General features: G+C 75.0%; 23 protein-coding genes. 5 read left to right on the top strand and 18 right to left on the bottom strand.

Annotated features, from left to right (window positions below):
* Position 1 precedes the first annotated feature (1 nt).
* The 7 genes from nadC to NFX44_RS07175 form a co-directional block, all read right to left on the bottom strand.
* The gene (nadC, locus tag NFX44_RS07205; protein WP_262282717.1) at positions 2-898 is read right to left on the bottom strand and encodes a carboxylating nicotinate-nucleotide diphosphorylase; all 897 of its coding nucleotides are present in this window, start codon (positions 896-898) and stop codon (positions 2-4) included.
* Positions 895-2,580: an L-aspartate oxidase gene (locus tag NFX44_RS07200; RefSeq protein ID WP_262282716.1), complete on the bottom strand. Its 1,686-nt coding sequence runs from the start codon at positions 2,578-2,580 to the stop codon at positions 895-897. The genes nadC and NFX44_RS07200 overlap by 4 nt, the downstream gene beginning before the upstream one ends.
* A gap of 61 nt (positions 2,581-2,641) precedes the next feature.
* A complete protein-coding gene (locus tag NFX44_RS07195; protein ID WP_262282715.1) occupies positions 2,642-3,535 on the bottom strand; it encodes a septum formation family protein in 894 nt (297 codons plus the stop codon).
* Positions 3,536-3,631: 96 nt separating this feature from the next.
* A complete protein-coding gene (gene panD / locus NFX44_RS07190; protein WP_099163397.1) occupies positions 3,632-4,060 on the bottom strand; it encodes an aspartate 1-decarboxylase in 429 nt (142 codons plus the stop codon).
* Positions 4,061-4,090: 30 nt separating this feature from the next.
* A complete protein-coding gene (gene panC, locus NFX44_RS07185; protein WP_262282714.1) occupies positions 4,091-4,939 on the bottom strand; it encodes a pantoate--beta-alanine ligase in 849 nt (282 codons plus the stop codon).
* Between the two features lie 43 nt (positions 4,940-4,982).
* Positions 4,983-5,930 (bottom strand): Rossmann-like and DUF2520 domain-containing protein, encoded by a 948-nt coding sequence (locus NFX44_RS07180; RefSeq protein WP_262282713.1) that lies wholly within the window; start codon positions 5,928-5,930, stop codon positions 4,983-4,985.
* A 145-nt stretch (positions 5,931-6,075) separates the two neighbouring features.
* Entirely contained in the window at positions 6,076-7,353 is a 1,278-nt protein-coding gene (locus tag NFX44_RS07175; protein ID WP_262282712.1) for a phytase, read from the bottom strand.
* A gap of 54 nt (positions 7,354-7,407) precedes the next feature.
* Between NFX44_RS07175 and NFX44_RS07170 the strand changes: the two genes are divergently transcribed.
* On the top strand, positions 7,408-8,421 hold the full coding sequence (locus tag NFX44_RS07170) for an SAM-dependent methyltransferase (protein WP_262282711.1): 1,014 nt from the start codon (positions 7,408-7,410) through the stop codon (positions 8,419-8,421).
* Entirely contained in the window at positions 8,418-9,587 is a 1,170-nt protein-coding gene (locus tag NFX44_RS07165; RefSeq protein WP_262282710.1) for an NADH-quinone oxidoreductase subunit D, read from the top strand. Before NFX44_RS07170 ends, NFX44_RS07165 begins: the two co-directional genes overlap by 4 nt.
* An 8-nt stretch (positions 9,588-9,595) precedes the next feature.
* On the opposite strand, the gene NFX44_RS07160 is transcribed toward NFX44_RS07165, so the two are convergent.
* The 4 genes from NFX44_RS07160 to NFX44_RS07145 all read right to left on the bottom strand — a co-directional run bounded on the left by NFX44_RS07160 (position 9,596) and on the right by NFX44_RS07145 (position 14,140).
* The gene (locus tag NFX44_RS07160) at positions 9,596-11,428 is read right to left on the bottom strand and encodes a hypothetical protein (RefSeq protein ID WP_262282709.1); all 1,833 of its coding nucleotides are present in this window, start codon (positions 11,426-11,428) and stop codon (positions 9,596-9,598) included.
* Between the two features lie 144 nt (positions 11,429-11,572).
* Positions 11,573-12,577: a glycine betaine ABC transporter substrate-binding protein gene (locus NFX44_RS07155; protein ID WP_262282708.1), complete on the bottom strand. Its 1,005-nt coding sequence runs from the start codon at positions 12,575-12,577 to the stop codon at positions 11,573-11,575.
* A gap of 157 nt (positions 12,578-12,734) precedes the next feature.
* The gene (locus NFX44_RS07150) at positions 12,735-13,457 is read right to left on the bottom strand and encodes an ABC transporter permease (RefSeq protein ID WP_262282707.1); all 723 of its coding nucleotides are present in this window, start codon (positions 13,455-13,457) and stop codon (positions 12,735-12,737) included.
* The gene (locus tag NFX44_RS07145) at positions 13,454-14,140 is read right to left on the bottom strand and encodes an ABC transporter permease (protein ID WP_262282706.1); all 687 of its coding nucleotides are present in this window, start codon (positions 14,138-14,140) and stop codon (positions 13,454-13,456) included. The genes NFX44_RS07150 and NFX44_RS07145 overlap by 4 nt, the downstream gene beginning before the upstream one ends.
* 2 nt (positions 14,141-14,142) lie before the next feature.
* Between NFX44_RS07145 and NFX44_RS07140 the strand changes: the two genes are divergently transcribed.
* Complete coding sequence (locus NFX44_RS07140) at positions 14,143-15,129, top strand: ABC transporter ATP-binding protein (protein ID WP_262282705.1); 987 nt, start codon at positions 14,143-14,145, stop codon at positions 15,127-15,129.
* A 33-nt stretch (positions 15,130-15,162) separates the two neighbouring features.
* On the opposite strand, the gene NFX44_RS07135 is transcribed toward NFX44_RS07140, so the two are convergent.
* From NFX44_RS07135 to folP, 7 genes are all read right to left on the bottom strand, one after another.
* Complete coding sequence (locus NFX44_RS07135; protein WP_262282704.1) at positions 15,163-15,663, bottom strand: hypothetical protein; 501 nt, start codon at positions 15,661-15,663, stop codon at positions 15,163-15,165.
* 81 nt (positions 15,664-15,744) lie between these two features.
* A complete protein-coding gene (locus tag NFX44_RS07130) occupies positions 15,745-16,047 on the bottom strand; it encodes a hypothetical protein (RefSeq protein WP_262282703.1) in 303 nt (100 codons plus the stop codon).
* 65 nt (positions 16,048-16,112) lie between these two features.
* Positions 16,113-17,342 (bottom strand): ABC transporter permease, encoded by a 1,230-nt coding sequence (locus tag NFX44_RS07125; RefSeq protein ID WP_262282702.1) that lies wholly within the window; start codon positions 17,340-17,342, stop codon positions 16,113-16,115.
* A 119-nt stretch (positions 17,343-17,461) separates the two neighbouring features.
* Positions 17,462-17,992 (bottom strand): DUF3180 domain-containing protein, encoded by a 531-nt coding sequence (locus NFX44_RS07120; protein ID WP_262282701.1) that lies wholly within the window; start codon positions 17,990-17,992, stop codon positions 17,462-17,464.
* A gap of 19 nt (positions 17,993-18,011) precedes the next feature.
* Positions 18,012-18,539 carry a 2-amino-4-hydroxy-6-hydroxymethyldihydropteridine diphosphokinase gene (gene folK, locus NFX44_RS07115; RefSeq protein ID WP_262282700.1) on the bottom strand — a complete coding sequence of 176 codons (528 nt, stop codon included), beginning with the start codon at positions 18,537-18,539 and terminating at the stop codon, positions 18,012-18,014.
* Positions 18,536-18,895, bottom strand: a complete 360-nt coding sequence (folB, locus tag NFX44_RS07110) for a dihydroneopterin aldolase (RefSeq protein ID WP_148430943.1) — start codon at positions 18,893-18,895, stop codon at positions 18,536-18,538. The genes folK and folB overlap by 4 nt, the downstream gene beginning before the upstream one ends.
* Positions 18,892-19,758, bottom strand: a complete 867-nt coding sequence (gene folP, locus NFX44_RS07105; RefSeq protein ID WP_262282699.1) for a dihydropteroate synthase — start codon at positions 19,756-19,758, stop codon at positions 18,892-18,894. Before folP ends, folB begins: the two co-directional genes overlap by 4 nt.
* A 361-nt stretch (positions 19,759-20,119) precedes the next feature.
* Here folP and NFX44_RS07100 point away from each other — a divergent pair, with 361 nt between their 5' ends.
* The gene (locus tag NFX44_RS07100; RefSeq protein WP_262282698.1) at positions 20,120-20,434 is read left to right on the top strand and encodes a hypothetical protein; all 315 of its coding nucleotides are present in this window, start codon (positions 20,120-20,122) and stop codon (positions 20,432-20,434) included.
* 13 nt (positions 20,435-20,447) lie between these two features.
* Positions 20,448-20,810 (top strand): hypothetical protein, encoded by a 363-nt coding sequence (locus NFX44_RS07095; protein WP_091317037.1) that lies wholly within the window; start codon positions 20,448-20,450, stop codon positions 20,808-20,810.
* The last annotated feature ends 48 nt before the right edge of the window (positions 20,811-20,858 follow it).

Below are 20,858 nucleotides of genomic sequence, written 5' to 3'. Positions count from 1 at the left end.
CTCACTCCTCCCGCAGGTCCAGCGCGATGTCGAGGATCGGTGAGGAGTGGGTCAGCGCGCCCACCGAGAGGAAGTCGACGCCGGTCGCCCCGTACCCGGCGGCCACCGGCAGGGTGAGCCCCCCGGTCGCCTCCAGCTCCGCCCGGTCGCCCACCGCGGCCACCACCTCGCGCAGCTGCGCCGGGGTCATGTTGTCCAGCAGCAGGAAGGTGGCGCCGGCCTCGACCGCCTCCACCGCCTCGGCCAGGGTGTCCACCTCCACCTGCACGGGCACGTCCGGGAACGCCTCCCGGACCCGGCGGAACGCGGCGCCGATCCCGCCCGCGGCCACCTTGTGGTTGTCCTTGATCATGGCGACGTCGTGCAGGCCCATCCGCTTGTTGGTGCCGCCGCCGGCGCGGACCGCGTACTTCTCGAGGGCGCGCAGGCCGGGGGTGGTCTTGCGGGTGTCCAGCACGGTCGCCTTGGTGCCGGCCAGCGCGTCGGCCCAGGCCCGGGTGTGGGTGGCCACCCCGGACATCCGGGAGAGCAGGTTCAGCGCCGTCCGCTCGGCGGTGAGCAGCAGCCGGGTCGGGCCGGTCACCGTGGCCAGCACGTCGCCGCGCGCCACCCGCTGCCCGTCGCGGGCCACCAGCGACACCTCGACGGTACGGTCCGCCCGGGTCACCTCGCCCACCAGCTCGAACAAGGCCGCGGCCACCGGCAGCCCGGCCACCACGCCGTCGGCGCGGGCGACCAGGTCGGCGGTGTCGTTCTGCGCGTCCGGGATGGTGGCGACGCTCGTCACGTCGAGGAAGTTCGGGCCCAGGTCCTCGGTGAGCGCGTCGACGATCACCCGCCGAACCTGCTCCGGGTCCAGGCCACCGGCCCGCAGCGCCCGCTCCGTCGACTCCCTCACTGTTCCTCCCAGCGCTCGGTCAACAAGCCCTCCGCCCCGATGCCGGCCACGAGGTGGCCGCGCCACCGCTCGTCGGCCGTCGGGAAGTCCTCCCGCCAGTGGCAGCCCCGGGTCTCCCGGCGGGCGTACGCGGCGGCGACCAGGGTCGACGCCACCGTGAGCAGGTTCGTCGCCTCCCAGTCGGCGGTGCGCGGCACGCCCCGGGCCTGGCCCAGCTCGGTGAGGGCGGCGGCGGTCCCGGCGAGCGTCGGCGCCGAGCGGAGCACACCCGCGCCCCGGGTCATGGCCCGTTGCAGGGTCGGCGTGGCCCCGGCCGGCACGAGCCAGCCCTGACCGCCCACCCAGGCACCGACCTCGGCCGGCTTCGCCTGCTCGGGCAGCCCGGCGGCGATGTCCTCGGCGATCCGGCGGGAGAAGACCAGCCCCTCCAGCAGCGAGTTGCTGGCCAGCCGGTTGGCGCCGTGCACGCCGGTGCAGGCGACCTCGCCGCAGGCGTACAGGCCGGGGATCGAGGTGCGGCCGCGCAGGTCGGTCCGGACGCCGCCGGAGGCGTAGTGGGCGGCCGGGGCGACCGGGATCAGGTCCGTGGCCGGGTCCACCCCGATGGCCAGGCAGGAGGCCACGATCGTCGGGAAGCGCCGGGCCAGGAAGTCGCCGCCGAGGTGGCGGGCGTCCAGCCAGACGTGGTCCGCGCCGGTGGTCAGCAGCACCCGGTGGATGCCCTTGGCCACCACGTCGCGGGGCGCCAGCTCGGCCAGCTCGTGCTGGCCCACCATGAACCGCTTGCCGTCACCGTCGACCAGGTACGCGCCCTCGCCGCGCAGCGCCTCGGAGACCAGCGGCTGCTGGGCCAGACCCGCGCCCGGCTCACCGGCCGGCACGATCAGCGCGGTCGGGTGGAACTGCACGAACTCCAGGTCGGTGACCGTCGCGCCGGCCCGCAGCGCGAGCGCCACCCCGTCGCCGGTGGAGACGGCCGGGTTGGTGGTGGCCGCGAAGATCTGCCCCATTCCGCCGGTGGCCAGCACCACGGCACGGCCCAGGATGGCCCCCACGCCGTCCTCGCTGCCCTCACCGAGCACGTGCAGGGTGATCCCGCAGGCCGGGCCGAGCCCGTCCGGCCCGTCACCGGGGGCGCGCAGCAGGTCCAGCACCAGGGCGTGCTCGACAAGCCGGATCCACGGGTCGCGGCGCACCGCGGCGTGCAGCGCCCGCTGCACCTCCGCACCGGTGGCGTCCCCGCCGGCGTGCACGATCCGGTCGGCCCGGTGGCCGCCCTCGCGGGTGAGCATGAGCGAGCCGTCCGGGTTCCGGTCGAACTCCGCCCCGATCCGCATCAGCTCGCGCAGCCGGGTCGGGCCCTCCTCCACCAGCACCCGGACCGCCGCCGGATCGCAGAGGCCGACGCCGGCCACCTCGGTGTCGTACGCGTGCGCGGCCGGCGTGTCCGCCGGGTCGAGCACCGCCGCGATGCCGCCCTGCGCCCAGCGGGTCGAGCCCTCGTCGATGTTGACCTTGGTTACCACGGTGACGTGCAGGCCGGCCTCGCGCAGGTGCAGCGCGGCGGTCAGCCCGGCGACCCCGGAGCCGACGACGACCACGTCGGTGGTCTCCACCCAGCCGGGTGCGGGCGCGGCGAGCAGCCTCGGCAGGGCCGGCAGGTCGACGGTCGGAAGGTCCATGGGAACAGTCAACCCGAAGGGCTCTCGTCCCGGGCGCCGGGGGCGGGACGAGTGGTTTCGGCTACCTCGTCCGCACCGGGAGGCCCGCCGGGCCGGCCCCCTTGAGCGAGGCGGTCACCGTGCGGTCACTGAGCCAGAGGTAACAGCGCACACCCCGATCGCCGACCGCCCACCGGCCGGCACCGGGCGGGCGGACCACCACCCCGCTGCGGAACCGCAGCGTCGGGTCGTCCGGCACGCCGGCGTACGACGCCAGGACCGTGTTGCAGCCGGTGTAGAGGGGCGCCCAGTCGGCGTCCTTCGTCGGGTACGGGCGGTCCGGCGCCGCCCACACCCCGACGAACTCGGCGTCGTGCGCGGTACGGCAGTCGACCGGCGTGAGCGTCTGCACCCGGCGCGCGTCCCGGCCGGTGCGCTGGCAGCCCAGCCGCAGCGGGGACGGACCCTTGAGGGCGTCGCGCAGGCTGCCCGTCCGGGTCACCACGGTCGCCGCCGCCTCGACCGTGGCCAGCTCGGTCAGGTCACAGCGGTACCAGCGCGACCCGGCCGCCCAGCCGGGCCCGGTGGGCAGCGCCACGGCCAGCCGCAGCCGGCCGGCCCGCCAGTTGTCGCCCACGTAGCCGCCGGCCCGGATGTCGCAGTCGGCGAAGGCCGTCCGCAGCTCGGGCGAGCCGAGCACCGGCGGGCCGGCCCGCTCGACCGTGAACGTCCCCACGTGCACGGTCTCCACCCGGTGCGGCAGGTCGCAGCCCACCGGGTCGTAGCCGGACAGGCCCACGGCGGGGGTGAAGTCGGCGACCTGGCAGACCCCGGCGGCCGGGGTGAACGCGCCGGCCGGCGGCGGGGCGGCCCAGTCGTCGGTGAGATCCCCGTCCAGCCCGCCCGACGGCGCACAGCCGGCCAGCGCCGCCCCCGCGACCAACGCGGCGACGAGGCTCCGCATCGCCCGGCCCATCGCGCCTCCCCCAGCCCGACGACCGTCGATTCCGACGGTCCGACAAGGGTAGCGGGAAATGACCTTCCGGTGACAGACCGTGCGTGCGGCCCGGGATCAGTTGAGGGCGGCGGCCAGCGGGTTGGGAACCGGGTCGCCGGCGGTGCCCGGGGCGGCCGTGGTCGGGTCGGCGGTCAGGTCGACGACCCTGTTGTCGGCGTCGACGTGCACCACCCGCGGCTGGTAGGAGCGCGCCTCGGCGTCGTCCATCTGCCCGTACGAGATGAGGATGACCAGGTCACCCGGGTGCACGAGGTGCGCCGCCGCGCCGTTGATGCCGATCACGCCGCTGCCCCGCCGCCCCGGGATCACGTACGTCTCCAGCCGGGCGCCGTTGGTGATGTCGACGATCGCGACCTGCTCGCCGGGGATGAGGTCGGCGGCGTCGAGCAGGTCCTCGTCCACGGTCACCGAGCCGACGTAGTGCAGGTCGGCCTGGGTCACCGTGGCCCGGTGGATCTTCGACTTGAGCATGGTCCGGAGCATCGGGGTGCCTTTCCGAGGGATCTGGTCGGGTCAGGAACGCGGGGCGAGGTGGATCGCCGTGTTGTCGATGAGGCGGGTGGCGCCGACCCAGGCGGCGACCAGCAGCCGCGCCGCGCCGGAGACCGGGCCGGGCTCCAGGTCGGCGTCGGTGAGCACCAGGTAGTCCAGGCGGGCGCCGGGCGTACCCGAGTCGAAGGCCCGGTGGGCGGCGGCCAGCACGGCGCCGGCGTCCGCGCCCCCGTCGGCGGCCTCGGCTCCGGCCCGCAGCGCGGCGGAGAGGCTCAGCGCGGCCCGCCGCTCCTCCGCGGACAGGTAGCGGTTGCGGCTGGACAGGGCCAGCCCGTCCGGTTCGCGGACGGTCGGCACGCCGACGATCTCCGTCGGCACGTCCAGGTCGCGGACCATCCGCCGGACCAGGGTGAGCTGCTGGTAGTCCTTCTCGCCGAAGAAGGCGAGGTCGGGGCGGGTGAGCTGGAGCAGCTTCATGACCACGGTCAGCACGCCGTGGAAGAAGCCGGGGCGGCTCAGCCCCTCCAGGTCCTCACCGAGCGGGCCCGGGTTCAGCCGCACCGTCGGCTGGCCCTCCGGATACATGTCCTCCACGGCGGGGGCGAAGACCACGTCCGCGCCGGCCCGCCGGCAGATCTCCAGGTCGGCGTCGAGGGTGCGCGGGTACCGGTCGAAGTCCTCGTTCGGGCCGAACTGGAGCGGATTCACGAAGATCGTCACGAGCACGTGGTCGGCCTGCTCCCGGGCGGCGCGCAGCAGGGTCTCGTGCCCCGGGTGCAGCGCGCCCATCGTCATCACCACGCCGACCGTGCCGGTGAGGCCCTCGCGGGCCGCCGCCAACTCCTTGCGGGTGTGCACCAACTCCGCCATCAGTGCCTCCTCGGTTCGGGACTGCGGGGCTCGCAGGACCGGCTCACGCCGGCACCTGCATGCCGTCCAGGACGTCCAGCAGCAGCGCCGCGTCGACCGGCCGCAGCCGGCCCGCCGCGACCGCCCGGTCCGCCGTCCGTCGGGCCAACGCCAGGTAGGGGGGCACGGATTCCGGGGCGGTCGCCGCCAGCCGCTCCAGGTGCCGGCGCACGGTGCCCGCGTCGCCCCGGGAGACCGGGCCGGTGAGGGCGTCGTCACCGAGCCGCAGCGCGTTCTCCAGGGCGGCCCGCAGCAGCGGGGCGAGCACCTTCTCCGGCCGGTCCACCCCGGCGTCGCGAAGCCGGTCGGCGGCCTCGTTGACCAGGGTCACCAGGTGGTTCGCGCCGTGCGCCAGCGCCGCGTGGTAGAGCGGCCGGTCGCCCTCCGCCACCCACTCCGGCACACCGCCCAGGTCAGCCACTAGCCGGGCGGCGAACGCGCGCAGCTCGGCCGGGGCGGTCACCCCGTAGGAGATGCCGGCGAGGCGGGAAAGGTCGTCCGGCGTACCCGTGAAGGTCATGGCCGGATGCAGCGCGAGCGGCCGGGCGCCGGCGGCCGCCGCCTCGGCCAGGACGGCCAGCCCGTGCGCGCCGGACGTGTGCGCGACCACCTGGCCGGGGCGGAGCGCACCGGCCTCGGCCAGGCCGGCCACCACGCCGGCGAGGGCGTCGTCGGGGACCGCCACGACCAGCAGGTCAGCGGCGGCGCGCGCCACGGCGGCGGCGGAGCGGGTGGGGGTCTGCGGCAGCAGCAGCGCCATCCGGGCCCGGGTCGCGCCCGAGGCGCCGGCGGCGGCGACCACCCGGTGGCCGGCGGCGGCCAGGGCCGCGCCGAGCACGGCGCCGACCCGGCCGGCGCCGATCACGCCGACCGTGAGGGTGCGCGGGAAGACGAGCGGGGCGTCGGCGGCCCGCGGTGGGGCGGCCGTACGCGAACGCAGGGGTGCGCTCATGGCAATCGATCCAGTCCTCGAAGGGGGTACCGGTCGATCGCAAGTATGCGCCGGGGCCACAGAGCCGAAACAAGGATGTGTGAAAACCTTCACCGACAGCGCGGAGGGGCCGCTCCGGAGGCGCGGAGCGGCCCCTCCTGCTACGTCAGCGCGGGCTGCGGAGGAACCCCGCGTCGACGAACTTGAAGTCCGTGTCGGGGCGCGCCCCGCCGTCCTCGCCGAGCGTCTCCGGGGTGTTCCGCCCGTCGTGCACCACCAGCAGACCGCCCGGGAAACCGGGCAACGGGGTGGCCGTCACGGCCGCACCGTCGCACTCCTGCGCGCCGTCGACTCGGCCGTCGACCACCGCGAACCGCCCGATCGGCCGGTTGGTGCGCCGGTCGTAGGTGTAGAAGGTGTCGTCGCCCTGGCTGGAGACGATCAGGGTGCCGGTGAACCGGCCGGTCCGGTGGATGGTCAGCCCCTCGACGTCCTGGGCGATCCGCCCGCCGACGCCGGGATCGGCGGAGTAGTCGGTGACACAGTCGTCCTCCTCGGCGCCGAAGGCCGCCGGGACGCCGTACTCGCGGACCCGCTCCACCGACCGCGGGGCGCCGGCGAACCGGCCGCCGACCAGCGGGGTCCGCCACAGGCCGACCTTCTCCTGGGCCAGGTAGACCACGCCGGTGGCCGGGTCCACCACGGTCCCCTCGACCTGCGGGCCGTCGCCCGGGTCGGTGCACGGCGACCAGGCGGTCCCGTCGGGCAGGGTGAACGTCGACGGCAGCACCAGCCGGTCCACCGGCCGGTAGCTGACCCGGCCCGCCCGCTCCACCAGCCGGAACACCCCCACCTCGGGGGTGCTGCGCCGGCTCACCACCGCGTACGCGGCGCCGTCGGTGTCGACGAACGTGCCCAGCCCGTACGCGGTGCGCTGCTCGTTCACCTCAGCCTGGTCCCGGCTGAACGCGAACGGCACGTCCGGAGCGGTGACGTCGGTGAGCAGCCGGGTGCCCGGGTCGATCCGGTAGAAGCGCAGCTGGTCGCGCCCCCGGTCGGTGACCACGGCCAGGTCGGCGGCCCGCCCGGCCAGCCGGAACCCGGCCACCAGGTCCACGTTGTTGAACCGCCCGGACTCGTCGTCGGGTCCCGGCGCCGGGGGCGTGGCGATCGCCTGCCGCTCGTGGGCCCGCAGGTCGTACACCCGCAGGCCGCCGTTCTTCGCGGTGGCCACGACCAGGCTGCCCGCCCGGTCGGTCGGGTGCACCCAGATCGCCGGGTCGTCGGCGTCCGCGTCGCCGCCGGCCTCGTCGTCGAAGAGGGAGGCGGTCTCGGTCACGGCCCGGACCGGGCGCGGCGCGGCTTCCGCCGGCGCGGCCACCGCGGGCGTGGCGGCCAGCAGCAGCGGTACGACGGCGAGCGCGGGGATTGCGGTTCGTCTCATGTCCGCTGACCGTAGGGTCGGCACGGTGACGCCCCCTGAACGAGGAATGAACTGATGGCGCTCCCCTGGCGCGACGCGATGTCGAAGGCCCTCTACGGGCCGGACGGCTTCTTCGTCTCCGGCCCGGGCCCGGCCGCCCACTTCCGCACGAGCGTCCACGCGTCCCCGCTCATCGCCTCCTGCCTGTCCCGGCTGCTGTCTTCCGTCGATGCCGCGCTCGGTCATCCCGCTCGTCTTGACGTGGTGGACATCGGTGCCGGTCGGGGCGAGCTGTTGCGGTCGTTGTCGGTCGCCGTGGGGGCTCCGCTGGCCGAGCGGGTACGGCTCATCGCCGTCGAGAAGGCGCCCCGCCCTGTGGACCTGCCGGCGGAGATCGAGTGGGTGGACGAGATCCCGGAAGGCGTCACGGGTCTGCTGGTGGCCACCGAATGGCTGGACAACGTTCCGCTGGACGTCGCCGCGTACACCCCGGCGGGCTGGCGGTATCGGTTGGTGGACCCGGCCACGGGTGCCGAGTCGACCGGTGATCCGGCGAACGCCGAGGACGCCGACTGGCTGGACCGGTGGTGGTGGAGCCGGTCGGGCCGCCCGGAATCCCCCACCGGCACACGAGCCGAGATCGGCCGAACCCGCGACGAAGCGTGGGCGGCGGCGGTGGGACACCTCGACCGGGGGCTCGCGTTGGCCGTGGACTACGGACACCTGCGGGACGACCGGCCGGTCGCCGGGAGCCTCACCGGATACCGGAACGGGCGGCAGGTCGCGCCCGTGCCGGACGGGTCGTGTGACGTGACGGCGCACGTGGCCATGGACTCGGTCGCCTCCGCCGGTGAGCGGGTCGCGCGGTGTGCGTACACCCTGGTGTCGCAGCGGGAGGGGCTGCGGGCGCTCGGGGCCGACGGCGGGCGACCCCCGCTGAGCCTGGCCTCCCGGGACCCGGCCGGCTACGTGCGGGCGCTCGCCGCCGCGTCGGCGGTGGCCGAGCTGACCGACCCGGCCGGCCTCGGCGGGCACTGGTGGCTGCTGCAACCGGTCGACATCGCCCTCGATCCGCTCATGGCACGATGACGGGCATGACCACCGACGCCGGCGACCTCCGCGAACTGACCGTCGGCACCGGGGCCGGCGGGGAGCAGCTCGGCACCGACATGGTGCTCAACATCGGGCCGCAGCACCCGTCGACGCACGGCGTGCTCCGGCTGAAGCTGGTGCTCGACGGCGAGCGGGTGGTCTCCGCCGAACCGATCGTCGGCTACATGCACCGGGGCGCGGAGAAGCTGTTCGAGGTCCGCGACTACCGGCAGATCATCGTGCTGGCCAACCGGCACGACTGGCTCTCGGCGTTCTCCAACGAGCTGGGCGTGGTGCTCGCCGTCGAGCGGCTCATGGGCATGGAGGTGCCGGAGCGGGCGGTCTGGCTGCGGATGGCGCTCGCCGAGCTGAACCGGGTGCTCAACCACCTGATGTTCCTCGGCTCCTACCCGCTGGAGATCGGCGCGATCACGCCGATGTTCTACGCGTTCCGCGAGCGGGAGACCATCCAGGCGGTCATGGAGGAGGTCTCCGGCGGCCGGATCCACTACATGTTCAACCGGGTCGGCGGGCTCAAGGAGGAGGTGCCGGCCGGCTGGACCACGCGGGCCCGGGCCGCGATCGGCGAGGTCCGCCGCCGGATGCCCGACCTGGACAACCTCATCCGGCGCAACGAGATCTTCCTGGCCCGCACCGTCGGCGTGGGCGTGCTGTCCGCGGCCGACGCCGCCGCGTTCGGCGCCTCCGGGCCGGTCGCCCGGGCCTCCGGGCTCGACCTGGACCTGCGCCGGGACGAGCCCTACCTGGCGTACGACCAGCTCGACGTGCCCGTGGTTACCAAGACCGCCGGGGACTGCCACGCCCGCTTCGAGGTGCTGCTCGACCAGGTGTACGCCTCGCTCGACCTCGCCGAGCAGTGCCTGGACCGGGTGGACCGGCTCAGCGGGCCGGTGAACACGCGGCTGCCCAAGGTGGTCAAGGCGCCCGAGGGGCACACCTACGCCTGGACCGAGAACCCGCTCGGCATCAACGGCTACTACCTCGTGTCCCGGGGCGAGAAGACCCCGTGGCGGCTCAAGCTGCGCACCGCGTCGTACGCCAACGTGCAGGCGCTGGCGACCCTGCTCCCGGGCTGCCTGGTGCCGGACCTGATCGCCATCCTCGGCTCGATGTTCTTCGTGGTCGGCGACATCGACAAGTAGCCCGGGGCTCAGCGCCAGCGGTCGGTGCCCCGCGCTCCCCCGGCCCGGGGGGCTTCGTCGCGCGGCGGGTAGCCGTAGCGGGCCGGCTCGGGCTCGACCTGACGCCACTCGGGCTGGCCGCTGCGCTGCGTCGGTGGCCGCCACTCGTCCGGCACCGGCACCCCGCCGGCCGGGAGCGCCGGCCGGCCGTCCTCAATCCGGCCGCCGGCCGCCTCCCCGGAAACGCCCCCACCGCGGACGGCCGCCCAGCGGTCCTCGACCCGGTACTCGGTGCCCCCGCCGTCGGCGTGCACCTCGGCCCGCCGCTCCCCGACCCGGATCTCCCGGCCGTGCTCGTCGTCGCGGACCGCGGCCCACCGGTTGCCGGTGCGCAGCTCCGACCAGTAGTCACCGTCCGGGTCGTCGGCCACCGCCCGGCCGGGCTGCTCGGCCGGCGTCCAGCCCGCACCGGTCCCCGCCTGCTCGCCGTAGCCGCCCCGGTCACCCTGGCCCGCCCAGCCGCCCGGCCCGGTGCGGTCGCCCTGCCCCGCCCAGCCCACCTGGCCGCCGTGGACGGCTTCGTCGCGCGGGGTGGGGGCCCAGCCGGCCTCCTCGCCGCCGCCGGGCGCCGGCGGCCAGGACCGGTCGCCGGCCGGCCCCTCCGGGCCCGGTCGCCAGGTCCGATCGGCGGCCGGTCGGGATCGCTGCTCGCCCGGACCGGCCGACCAGGACCGGTCCTCGGCCGGGTCGCCGGACCAGCCCCGGTCGTCGGCCTCCCGCGCGGACCAACCACGGTCGTCGCCGGCCCGGCCGACGCCCGCCCACGGGTGCTCGCCGCCGGGCGCCCCCGACCAGGAGGCGTCGTCCCGGGAGCCGGACCAGCCGCCGCCCACCTGCCCGGACCGGGACCGCTCGTCGTCGGCGCTCCGGTATCCGGCACGGGGACGCTCCTCCGGCTCCGCGCCGCTCCACGGACGCTCCTCCGGGGCCGGAGACCAGCGGCCGGCGTAGCCGCCGTAGCGGGCGCCGGCCGGGTCGGCGTCCCCGCCCACGATCGTGTGGCGGGTGGTGACGTGCACGGTCTCGGTGTGGTGGACCACCCCGACCTGCCGGGGCTCCGCCCGGACCTCCGGCTCCGGAGGGCGGGGGGCGCCGTAGACACCGGACTGCGGGCGGTCGGCGCCGCAGACACCGGACTGCGGGCGGTCGCTGCCGTACACCCCGGACTGCGGGCGGTCGCTGCCGTAGACCCCGGCCTGGGGGCGGTCGGCGCCGTGGCGGGGGTTTTCGGCGGCGGGGTCGGCGCCGTACCGGGCGGCGGGCTGCGGGCGGCGGCTCGCCTCGTCCTCGTCCCGGGTGGGCTGCCCCCGGCCCGGCTCGGTGCGGGCGCGCCCCTCGTCGTAGGGCTCGGCGGCCGGCACCCGGGCGCGGCCACCGGGCGGTTCCTCGGCGGCGGACGTGGTCAGCCCCGCGGCGGCGGCGATGCCGGCGGCCGCGGCGTCGAGCCGGCGGCGCAGCGCGGTGACCGACTCCTGGGTCCGCTGGGCCTGGTCGAGTGCCTGGTTGCCGCGCTGGGCGGCGGCCACGATCTCGCTACGCAGCTCCCGGCGGAGCTGCTCGATCTCCTCGCGCAGTTCCTCCGCACCGGAGACCCCGCCGCCGCTCTCCGCCCGCAAGGCGATGGAGAGGCCGATCAGCACGACGGCCAGGATCGCCAGCACGGCGCCGAACCGGAGCGGGCCGTTGCCGTCGGCGACCAGCAGGATGAGTGCCGCCAGGGGCGCGAGCGCGACGCCGATCCAGAACAGGACGGTCAGCAGCTGCGGACTGCGGTTTTCGGCGGGGGCGACCGAGGCGGGCATGGCTGAGCAGACTACCGAGAGTTGCCCCGGTAGGGAACGGGCCGAAAGCATCGATGTAAACGCCGGTGACCTGGGCTTCCCTCCCGGCCCCTGCGGCTGCCCCGCACCGGCGGGCCCGGGGGCCCGCCGGTGCGACGGCGGTGGTCAGCTTGCGGCGAGCGCGGCGTCGGAGGAGAACACCAGGCCGACGCTGGCCGCGCCGGTCTTCAAGGCGTTCTTGGTCTGCGGGCCGCCCGCGTCGAGCGAGCTGAACGAGCCGGCCTTGAGGTCGTAGACCTCGACGAGGCCGGCCTGGCACTTCGGCCGCTGCGGGCACTCGGGCGGGCCGGCCAGCACGGTGGCCGTGCCGGAGCACTTGGCCGCCAGGTCGGAGAGGCTGGCGACCTGGTACTTGTCGGCGAACGCCTTGGTGACCGCGAAGGCGTTCTGGTCCTGCGCCTGGGCGGGCTGGCCGAAGCTGATGCCGACCTTGTCGCCGGCGGCCTTCAGCGCGCTGACCGTCTTGTCCAGCTCGGGCGAGGAGACCGGCTGGGCGTCCTTGCCGTTGGCCTTGGTGTTGAGGAACTCGGCCATCGTCGCCGCGTACTCGGGAACGACCTGGATCTGGCCCTTCTCCAGGGCCGGCTCGTAGAGCTCGCGGTTGCCGATGGTCTGCACCTTGACCTGGTAGCCGGCCGCGGTGAGCGTGATCTTGTAGAGCTCGGCGATCGTCTGGCTCTCGCTGAAGTTGCCGGCGCCGACCGTCACCTGGCCGCCGGGGCCCTTCTCGACGCCCTCGGTCACCCCGTTGGCGTCGGCGAACTCCTTCGCCGCGACCTGCGGGGTCTTCCGGTCGACGTCGACCGCCCGGTTCAGCTCGATCAACTTGGGGGTGTCGAGCTTCGCGGAGACCTTGTCGAGCGCGGCGACGAGCTGCGGGGTGGCCGCCTTCGAGTTGATCGCCGGAATGACGTTGTCGGTGTTCTGGAGCTTCTTGTCGTCGGTGAGGACGACCAGCTTGTCGCCCGCCACCGGGGCGCAGCCGGCCCCGGAGGCACCCTGCTCGGGGGCGTCGGTGCCGGAGGAACCGGCGCCACCGCAGCCGGTGAGGAGACTGGCCGCGGCGAGGGCGCCGAGCGCTCCCGCAGCCAACCGTGAACGTGCGCGCATCAGTTGCCCGCCTTCCGTGTCCCGGCGCGGCCCGTCCCGGGCCGGCCGCGTGTCCGACGGGCGATCCGATCGAACGCCCGCGACTCCAGCCAATATCTTCCGGGCCCGACCGACAACTTCGAGCGAGATTCGTCACCGGATCGTCATTGGTGCCGGCTCAGGTGCCCGCCGTGGCGTCGGCCGCGCGGCGGGTCGCCGCCCGGCGGGCCCGGCGCAGCGGGCGCGGGGTGGCCGCCCGCTCCACCAGCGCCAGCACCCCCTCGACGAGCAGCGCCAGCCCGGCCACCAGGACGCCGCCGGCGATGATCTGGCCGCCGCCGGCCGCGATGTCGAGCCCAAAACCGGCGCGGATGATCTGCCCGAGCCCGCCGCCGTTCACGAACGAGGCCAGCGCCGCGGTGGCCACCACCTGCACGGCGGCGGTGCGGAAGCCGGCCGCCAGGTAGGGCACCGCGAGCGGCAGCTCCACCCGGCGCAGCACCTGCCCGCCGGACAGCCCCATGCCGCGCGCCGCGTCCCGGGCCTCCGGATCGGCCTGCCGCACCCCGGTGTACGCGGTGGCCAACAGCGGCGGCACCGCGAAGACCGCGAGCGCGACCACCACCGCCGGCCGACCGAAGCCGAGGAACGTCAGCGGCAGGATGGTCAGCAGGGCCAGGGTCGGGATGGCGAGAGTGACGTTGGACACCAGCAGCACCAGGCCGCCGCCCCGGCCGGTGTGGCCGAGCCAGAGCCCGATGGGCCAGGCCACCAGGCAGCCGAGCAGCACCGCCAGCGCGGACATGGTCAGGTGCTCGCCCAGCCGGTCCAGGATGCCGCCCGGGTTGGACCAGTTGAGCGGGTCGTTCAACCAGACGACCGCCTGCTGCACCGGGTTCACGAGCTCCGCCTCCGCAGCCAGGGGGTGAGCATCCGGCCGACGCCGGCCAGGATCAGGTCGAGCACCAGCGCGAGCAGCACGCAGAGCACCGTGCCGGTCATGATCTCGGCCTTGTAGAAGTTGTTCTGGAAGCCGGCGAAGATGAGCTGGCCGAGGCCGCCCCGGCCGACCACCACGCCGACCGTGACCAGCGCCACGGTGGAGACCGTGGCGAGCCGCAGGCCGGTGAGGATGCCGGGCAGCGCCAGCGGCAGCTCGATCCGGAGCAGCCGACCCCAGCGGCCGTAGCCCATGCCCTCGGCGGCCTCCCGCACTTCGGGAGGCACCTGGTTCAGCCCGGCCAGGGCGTTGCGCACGATGACCAGCAGCGCGTAGAGCGCCACCACGGTGAGCACGGTGATCGCGCCGATGCCCAGGTAGGGCGCGAGGAAGGCGAACAGCGCCAGCGACGGGACCGTGTAGAGCACCCCGGTCAGGGCCAGGATCGGGCCGGCCAGCGAGCGGAACCAGTACGCGGCCACGGCGAGCGGCAGCGCCACGAGTGCCGCGATCAGCACGGCCCGGGCGGTCAGCCAGGTGTGCTCACGCAAGGCGGCGAGGATCGTGTCAGAGTTGTCCCGCACGTACTGCCAGGAGAACCACGGGTTACCGGGCGCGGCCCGGTAGCTCAGGTGGAGGGACACACGTGGACGTTACCCCGGCCGCCGGACACGGCGCGGCCTCGATCACCCTGGAGCGCATCCGCAAGCGCTACCCGGACGGCACGGAGGCGGTGCGGGAGCTGAGCCTGGAGGTCAAGGCCGGCGAACTGGTGGTGCTGATCGGCCCCTCCGGCTGCGGCAAGTCCACCGTCCTGCGGATGATCAACCGGCTGATCGAGCCCACCGACGGGCGGATCCTGCTCGGCGACGACGACGTCACCCGGGTCGACCCGGTGACGCTGCGCCGCCGCATCGGCTACGTCATCCAGAACGTCGGCCTCTTCCCGCACCAGACCGTCGCCGCCAACGTGGCCACCGTGCCCGGGCTGCTCGGCTGGCCCCGGGAGCGGACCCGGGCGCGGGTGGACGAGCTGCTGGAGCTGGTCGGCCTCGACCCGGGGCAGTTCGGCCGCCGCTACCCGCACGAGCTCTCCGGCGGCCAGCGGCAGCGGGTCGGCGTGGCCCGCGCGCTCGCCGCCGACCCGGTGGTGCTGCTCATGGACGAGCCCTTCTCGGCCGTCGACCCGATCGTCCGGACCCGCCTCCAGGAGGAGTTCCTCCGGCTCCAGGCCGAGGTCCGCAAGACCATCGTGCTGGTCACCCACGACCTCGACGAGGCGGTCCGGCTGGGCGACCGGATCGCGGTGCTCTCCGAGGGCGGGCGCCTGGAGCAGTACGACGTCCCGGCCGCCCTGCTCGGGTCGCCCGCCTCGCCGTTCGTCCGCGAGTTCGTCGGCGCCGACCGCGGCATCCGCCGGCTGGCCGTCACCCCGGTGACCCGCGAGGTGCTCGACCCGCTCCCGGCCGGCGGCGTGGCCGACCTGCCGACCGTGCCCCTGGGCGGTTCGGCGTACGACGCGCTGGGCGATTTGCTCACCTCGGGCGCCGAGCAGGCGGTGGTCACCGAGGACGGCAGGCCGGTGGGGCTGCTCAGCCGGGCCCGGGTGCTCGGCCTCGGCGTGCTGGACTGAAAGGTCCAACCCACGCCGCGCGGGGCGGACCGGTCAGGCCCGGCCGCCCAGGCTGGCCAGGCCGACGATCCAGCCGGCGAAGAAGCCGTAGGTGACCCCGGTGCTGGCGGACTGGAAGGCGGCGAAGAGCGAGCCGTGCGGCCCGAGGAGGGTGGCCAGCAGGGCCGTGACCCCGGCGGCCTGGGCGTACGCGCCCCAGCCGGAGAAGAACTGGCTGCCCGAGCTCTCCACCCGGGCCACCTGCGGGCCGGGCAGCAGGTAGAGCAGCGCCGCGGCCAGCACGACCAGCAGGATCGCCCGCAGGTTGGTGGCGAGCACGCCCTGCGACGGGTCGTCGGCGTGCAGCCGCCAGGCCGGCCAGGCGAGCAGCCGGAGGAACCAGCCGCCGGCCCCGGTCGGGTCGGTGTGGTCCTGCACCCAGCCCACGTACGTGGGGCTGCCGCCGACCGCGACGAGCAGGAGCACGGCGAGCGTGCCGGTGCCGGCGGCCGTGCCGTACGAGGCCACGGTGCGGGGGCGGTTGGTGAGGGCCATGGGGCGGTCAGTTCCCGGCGCACCGCGCCGGGCAAACCTGCGTACCCGGTCTGCCGCCGAGGGCCGGCGGGTGGCCACCGCTCAGTGCTTCATGAGGTAGTCGATGAAGGCGGCGCGCAGCAGCGGCGCGGACTCCTCGTAGCCGTGCCCGGCCATCTCCCGCCACAGGGCGTTGGCCTCGTCGATGATCGGCCCGACCGAGTTCGGGGCGCCGTCCAGGATCGAGGCCTCGTCCGCGTTGGGCATGTGCCGCAGCACCGACCAGAAGAACTCGACGTCGCGGCGCTCCCGGGCCAGGTGGAACGCCTGCTCGCGCAGTTCCTCGGTGGAGAGCTTGTCCAGCTCGTCGAAGGTGCGGCCGCCGGGGGCAGGAGTGTCCGTCATGCCGCCGAGCCTAACCGGCGAGATCACCTCCGGCCCGCCGGACTCGGCGCCGGCGGCCGCCGGGGTCAGCGGTCCCCGGCGTCCCAGCGGCGCGGCTCGCTCTCCCAGCGCGGCGACTCCCACGAGTCGACCGTGTCGGTGTCCCGCACCGGCAGCACCGACGGCCAGGCGTCCCCCGGTTCGGGCGGTGGGGTCAGCGCCCAGCCGGTGCTGATCGCGCCGTCGCCGGCGGGACCGGTCGGGCCGGCCGGGAGCGCGTTCGGTGGCGCCGGCCGGGGCCGCCCGAACGTCTCGACGAGCCGGGTGACCAGCAGTCCGGCGCCGAGGGTCGCCCCGCCGACGGCCCACCGGCTGATCGTCCAGTCCTGTGCCACGGCCCAGGCCAGGAAGACCTCCACGGCGCAGACCGCCAGCAGGGTGCCGAAGATCCCGCCCCGCCGCCCGTACGCGCTGGTGCCGCCGAGCATGACCGCGCCGATCGCCAGCACCGACCAGTCGAGGCCCGTGGTGGGGGCCACCGGCCCGTCCGCGTTGGCGGCGATGAGCACCCCGCCGAGCACGGCCAGGACCGTCGAGCCGACCAGGGCCAGGGCGGCCACCGTGGCGGCCGCGGCACCGCGCCGCCGGGCCGGGTCGGCGACCGGCCGGAACCGTCCGAGCAGCCGGCGGACCGGTTTGATCGCGCCGAAGAGCCCGCCCAGGACGGCCACCGCGGCGAAACCGACGAAGAGGTAGAGGGCGGTGCGGCGGGGGTCGTAGCCGCCCTGCACCACGATCGGGGTGGTCCGCCGCTCGATGTACACGATGACGCCGGCCGCGCCGGCCAGGCTGGCTGCCCAGGCGGGCACGTGCAGCACCACCACGGCCAGCGCGAGCGCCAGCCCGCCGAGCGCCGCCACCGCGAGCGCCGGTAGCAGCGCCTCCCGCAGGCCGCGGTCGCCCTGCTCGGCGAAGTGCAGCGCGGCGGCCAGCGCGACCGGCCCGACCGCCAGGTTCACGGCGGCGGCCCGCAGGCTGAGCCCGGCGGCCAGGGTGAGCAGCCCGAGCCCGGCCACGTCGACCAGCAGCGTCTTCAGCGCGTCGCCCCGCAGCGCGTCCGCGTCCTCGCGCCAGAGCAGCCAGGTCACCGCGGCCAGCCCGAGCAGCAGCAGGAACTCCCAGACCACGTGCACGGCGATCCGGTCCCGGCCGGGCTCGCCGTGGCTGGGGTCGTCGAAGACGTTCTCCAGCACGGCCGCGGGTATTCCGGACGACGTCTCCACCGGCGCAGTCCGGCCCGTCTCGTCGTACCCCATGGCCCGCGCCTCCCACATGGCCGGCCGCGTGGTCCGACGCGCGGGCGGACCGGCGGCGGCCGTTGCTCTCCGGTCGCCAGGCACGGTACCTGCGGGGGGAGACGCTGGGAACCCCCTGATCAGAGGCGGCCGCGCGGAGTCTCCCGGTCGCCGGGCTCGCGGTCCTCGTCGTCCTCCTGCTCGGGGACCCGGCAGGACCGCTCCAGCCAGAGCGCCGCCGCGACCAGGGCGATCGATGCGAGCAACCCGGCCCCGCTGGCCGGCCGGTCGCCGACGGCGGCGTTGGTCCGCTCGACGAAGAGCCAGCCGGTCAGCCCGGCGTAGAAGCCGGCGAAGATGGCCCCGGCCAGGGCGGACGCCTTCGCCAGCACCACGAAACGGGCGACCAGCAGGGGGTTCACCGGGTCACGGCCGGGGCGGCGCTCGATGCGACCGCGGGTGTTGACCGCCGCGTACCCCTCCAGCACGGCCAGGCCGGCCAGCGTGACGACCGGCAGCCAGGGCAGGTCGGGGGCCATCTCGTAGTAGAAGGCGCTGATCAGCAGCCAGGCCAGCGCGGCGGCGGCCAGCGCGGCCACCACCAGCGTGGAGATCCGGGTCGGACCCATCCGGAAACGGTCCGGGTCCCGGGGGGATTGCGCCTGGCTCATGCCGTCCGGCTCCACAGGGTCATGTGTCCGACTCTAACGCCAGATCGGGGCGCGGACTGAGTTCCAGCGCGTCGGAGGCCAGCGGCTCGGCGTTGAGCAGGTCGGTCAGCCAGCCGTGCCCGGGCAGCCGGCCGTGCGGCTCGATGTCGATCCACGGCCGCAGCACGAAGGCCCGCAGGTGGGCCCGGGGGTGCGGCAGCGTCAGCTCCGGATCGCCGCTGCGCACCGGCTCCCCGGCCGCGTCCCAGACCGCGATCACGTCCACGTCCAGGGTGCGCGGCCCGTACCGCCGCTCCGGGTCGCGCGTGCGCCCGGCCGCCGCCTCGGCGGCCCGGGCCCGCGCCAGCCAGTCGCGGGGGGTCGCCGCCGGGTCCCCGACCAGCACCGCCGCGTTGAGGTACGCGGGCTGGTCGGCGTCCCCCCACGGTGGAGTCTCGTAGACGCCGGAGACCACCAGCACGGTGTCGCCGAACGAGGCCACCGCGGCGCGCAGATGGGCGAGGCGGTCGCCCAGGTTGCTGCCGATCGACAGCACGGCCCGGGTCATCGGGTACGCCGCATCGTCACCGCAACGTCCCGGAACGTGTGCGGGATCGGGGCCTCCGGCTTGTGCACGGTGACCGTCGCGGCGGCGACCAGCGGCTCGGCCAGGCAGACCGCGAGCAGCCGGTCGGCGAGCGTCTCGATCAGGTTGACCGGCTCGCCGGTGACCACGGCGACCAGCTTCTCGGCCAGCTCGCCGTAGTGCACGGTGTCGGTCACCTCGTCGGACCGGGCGGCCGGGGCGAGGTCGAGTTCGAGCACCGCGTCCACCACGAACTCCTGGCCCTGGGCGCGCTCGAAGTCGTAGACGCCGTGCCGGCCGTGCGCACGCAGGCCGGTCAGCTCGATCCGGTCGGTCATCGCTCGTCCTCTTCCGTGGTGGGCCGGGCCAGGCGGGGGCGGCCGGTGGCCCGCCAGACGGCGAGCGCGTCGGCGGTGCCCCGCACGTCGTGCACGCGGACCCCCCAGGCGCCGGCCGCCACGGCGAGCACGCTGGTGGCGACGGTGGCCGCCTCCCGCTCCGCGGTCGGCCGGGGTTTGCCGTCGGTGTCGGCCAGCAACCGGCCCAGGTAGGACTTGCGGCTCGACCCGAACAGCAGCGGGAAGCCGAGGTCGACCAGCTCGGGCAGGCGGGCGCTCAGCTCCCAGTTGTGCGCGGCGGTCTTGGCGAAGCCCAGCCCCGGATCGACGATGATCCGGTCGGCGGACACCCCGGCGGCCAGGGCGTCGTCGACGCGCCGGCTCAGCTCGGCCCGCACGTCGGCCACCACGTCGGTGTACCGGGCCAGGTCCCGCATCTCGCGCGAGTGGCCCCGCCAGTGCATCAGCACCCAGGGGCAGCCGGCGTCCCGGACCACCCGCGCCATGTCCGGGTCGGCGAGGCCGCCGGAGACGTCGTTGACCACGTCCGCGCCGGCGGCGAGGACGGCCTCGGCCACCCGGGCCCGGCTGGTGTCGATGCTGACCGGGATGCCGGCGGCGCTCAGCTCGCGGATCACCGGCAGCACCCGGGCGATCTCGGTCTCCGCGTCGACCCGCTCGGCGCCCGGCCGGGTCGACTCCCCGCCCACGTCGACCAGGTCCGCGCCGGCCGCCCGCAGTCGCACTCCGTGTGCGACGGCGGCGTCCAGGTCGGCGTATCTGCCGCCGTCGGAGAAGGAGTCGGGCGTGACGTTGAGGACGCCCATCACCACCGGGGCCTCCGCCCGTACCAGATCGGTCACGGACCCGACAGTACCGGTCGGCACGGGGGCTTCCGGCGGCCCGGGCGACCCCGCCGGACGGCGCCCCTGACGTGCCGATTGGAACAGGTGTACGATCGGTCTTCGGGCCCGTTCCGGGTCGACTCTTCGCGGGTTGTCGCAAAGGGGACCGGGCCGTACGCTTTGGAATTGCCCAGCATCGAGATGGCGAAGCCTGGAGGGAGGGCCGAAGCGGGACGAATTCCCCCAAAGCTCGCCACCCTGTGTGGTGGGTGACGAACGCAGCGTCGTCGACGCTGTGTGGAACGAGCACCATCCCGCCAGGCTTTGCCCACATGCACCACCGCGGCGCCGCCGGCCGCGACCTTGGGGAGGTTTTCCAGTGATCGCCATCGAGCTCATGGGGACGGCGTCCACCGCCGTCGACCACGCGCTCCACACCCTGGCGTCGACTCCACTCGCCGAGCCGGCCCCCAAGGGCATCGACACCAGCGGTGTCGTCTCCTTCTTCGCCAGCAAGATCGCGCCGATCCTGCTCGCGGTTCTCGGCGTGATCTTCATCGGCCGGGCCAGCCGGGGCGAGATCTCCAAGGTGCTGACCAGCTCCGCCATCGCGATCATCGGGTTGGCCTTCATCGCCGGCGCCGCCACACTCTTCTTCGTCGGCGACTACCTCATCAAGCTGATCTTCGAATAGGCGTTGGGCGACGATGCGGCTGCGCACCGACGACGACATCTACCGGGCACGCCTCGTCTACCTGGGGCCGCCCGGGTACACCCTTCCCGTCCACCTGCCGTACGCCCAGTACGGCCTGTTCATGCTGCTCGTACCCCTCTACATGTTCATCCACTGGTTGTTCACGCTCCAGGTCGAGCTCTTTCCCGCCTGGGAGATCTCGCTCGCCATCGTGACCACCTCGTTCATCTTCCGGTACGTCGACCCGGACCGGCCGGCGCGCATGGTCATCCGGACCGCGCTGACCGACTGGCGACGCACCCGGGAGCCGGCCGCCGAGCTGCGCGACCCGCGCCTCGTCGCGAGCCGGATCAGGATCCGGGAGGAACTGGCATGACCGGGCGTACGCCGACGGCGCAGACGAACGACGCGGGTGAGGCGGTCG

Source organism: Micromonospora sp. MA102 (genome assembly GCF_025460765.1).
Lineage (GTDB): Bacteria > Actinomycetota > Actinomycetes > Mycobacteriales > Micromonosporaceae > Micromonospora > Micromonospora halotolerans.
This window is presented reverse-complemented; position numbering and strand designations above follow the sequence as displayed.

Bases quoted from the DNA above. Each gene is read 5' to 3' on its own strand.
- NFX44_RS07200 (WP_262282716.1), bottom strand. From the start codon at position 2,580: ATGGACCTTCCGACCGTCGACCTGCCGGCCCTGCCGAGGCTGCTCGCC.
- NFX44_RS07195 (WP_262282715.1), bottom strand. From the start codon at position 3,535: ATGGGCCGGGCGATGCGGAGCCTCGTCGCCGCGTTGGTCGCGGGGGCG.
- panD (WP_099163397.1), bottom strand. From the start codon at position 4,060: ATGCTCCGGACCATGCTCAAGTCGAAGATCCACCGGGCCACGGTGACC.
- panC (WP_262282714.1), bottom strand. From the start codon at position 4,939: ATGGCGGAGTTGGTGCACACCCGCAAGGAGTTGGCGGCGGCCCGCGAG.
- NFX44_RS07180 (WP_262282713.1), bottom strand. From the start codon at position 5,930: ATGAGCGCACCCCTGCGTTCGCGTACGGCCGCCCCACCGCGGGCCGCC.
- NFX44_RS07175 (WP_262282712.1), bottom strand. From the start codon at position 7,353: ATGAGACGAACCGCAATCCCCGCGCTCGCCGTCGTACCGCTGCTGCTG.
- NFX44_RS07170 (WP_262282711.1), top strand. From the start codon at position 7,408: ATGGCGCTCCCCTGGCGCGACGCGATGTCGAAGGCCCTCTACGGGCCG.
- NFX44_RS07165 (WP_262282710.1), top strand. From the start codon at position 8,418: ATGACGGGCATGACCACCGACGCCGGCGACCTCCGCGAACTGACCGTC.
- NFX44_RS07160 (WP_262282709.1), bottom strand. From the start codon at position 11,428: ATGCCCGCCTCGGTCGCCCCCGCCGAAAACCGCAGTCCGCAGCTGCTG.
- NFX44_RS07155 (WP_262282708.1), bottom strand. From the start codon at position 12,577: ATGCGCGCACGTTCACGGTTGGCTGCGGGAGCGCTCGGCGCCCTCGCC.
- NFX44_RS07135 (WP_262282704.1), bottom strand. From the start codon at position 15,663: ATGGCCCTCACCAACCGCCCCCGCACCGTGGCCTCGTACGGCACGGCC.
- NFX44_RS07130 (WP_262282703.1), bottom strand. From the start codon at position 16,047: ATGACGGACACTCCTGCCCCCGGCGGCCGCACCTTCGACGAGCTGGAC.
- NFX44_RS07125 (WP_262282702.1), bottom strand. From the start codon at position 17,342: ATGGGGTACGACGAGACGGGCCGGACTGCGCCGGTGGAGACGTCGTCC.
- NFX44_RS07120 (WP_262282701.1), bottom strand. From the start codon at position 17,992: ATGAGCCAGGCGCAATCCCCCCGGGACCCGGACCGTTTCCGGATGGGT.
- folK (WP_262282700.1), bottom strand. From the start codon at position 18,539: ATGACCCGGGCCGTGCTGTCGATCGGCAGCAACCTGGGCGACCGCCTC.
- folB (WP_148430943.1), bottom strand. From the start codon at position 18,895: ATGACCGACCGGATCGAGCTGACCGGCCTGCGTGCGCACGGCCGGCAC.
- NFX44_RS07095 (WP_091317037.1), top strand. From the start codon at position 20,448: ATGCGGCTGCGCACCGACGACGACATCTACCGGGCACGCCTCGTCTAC.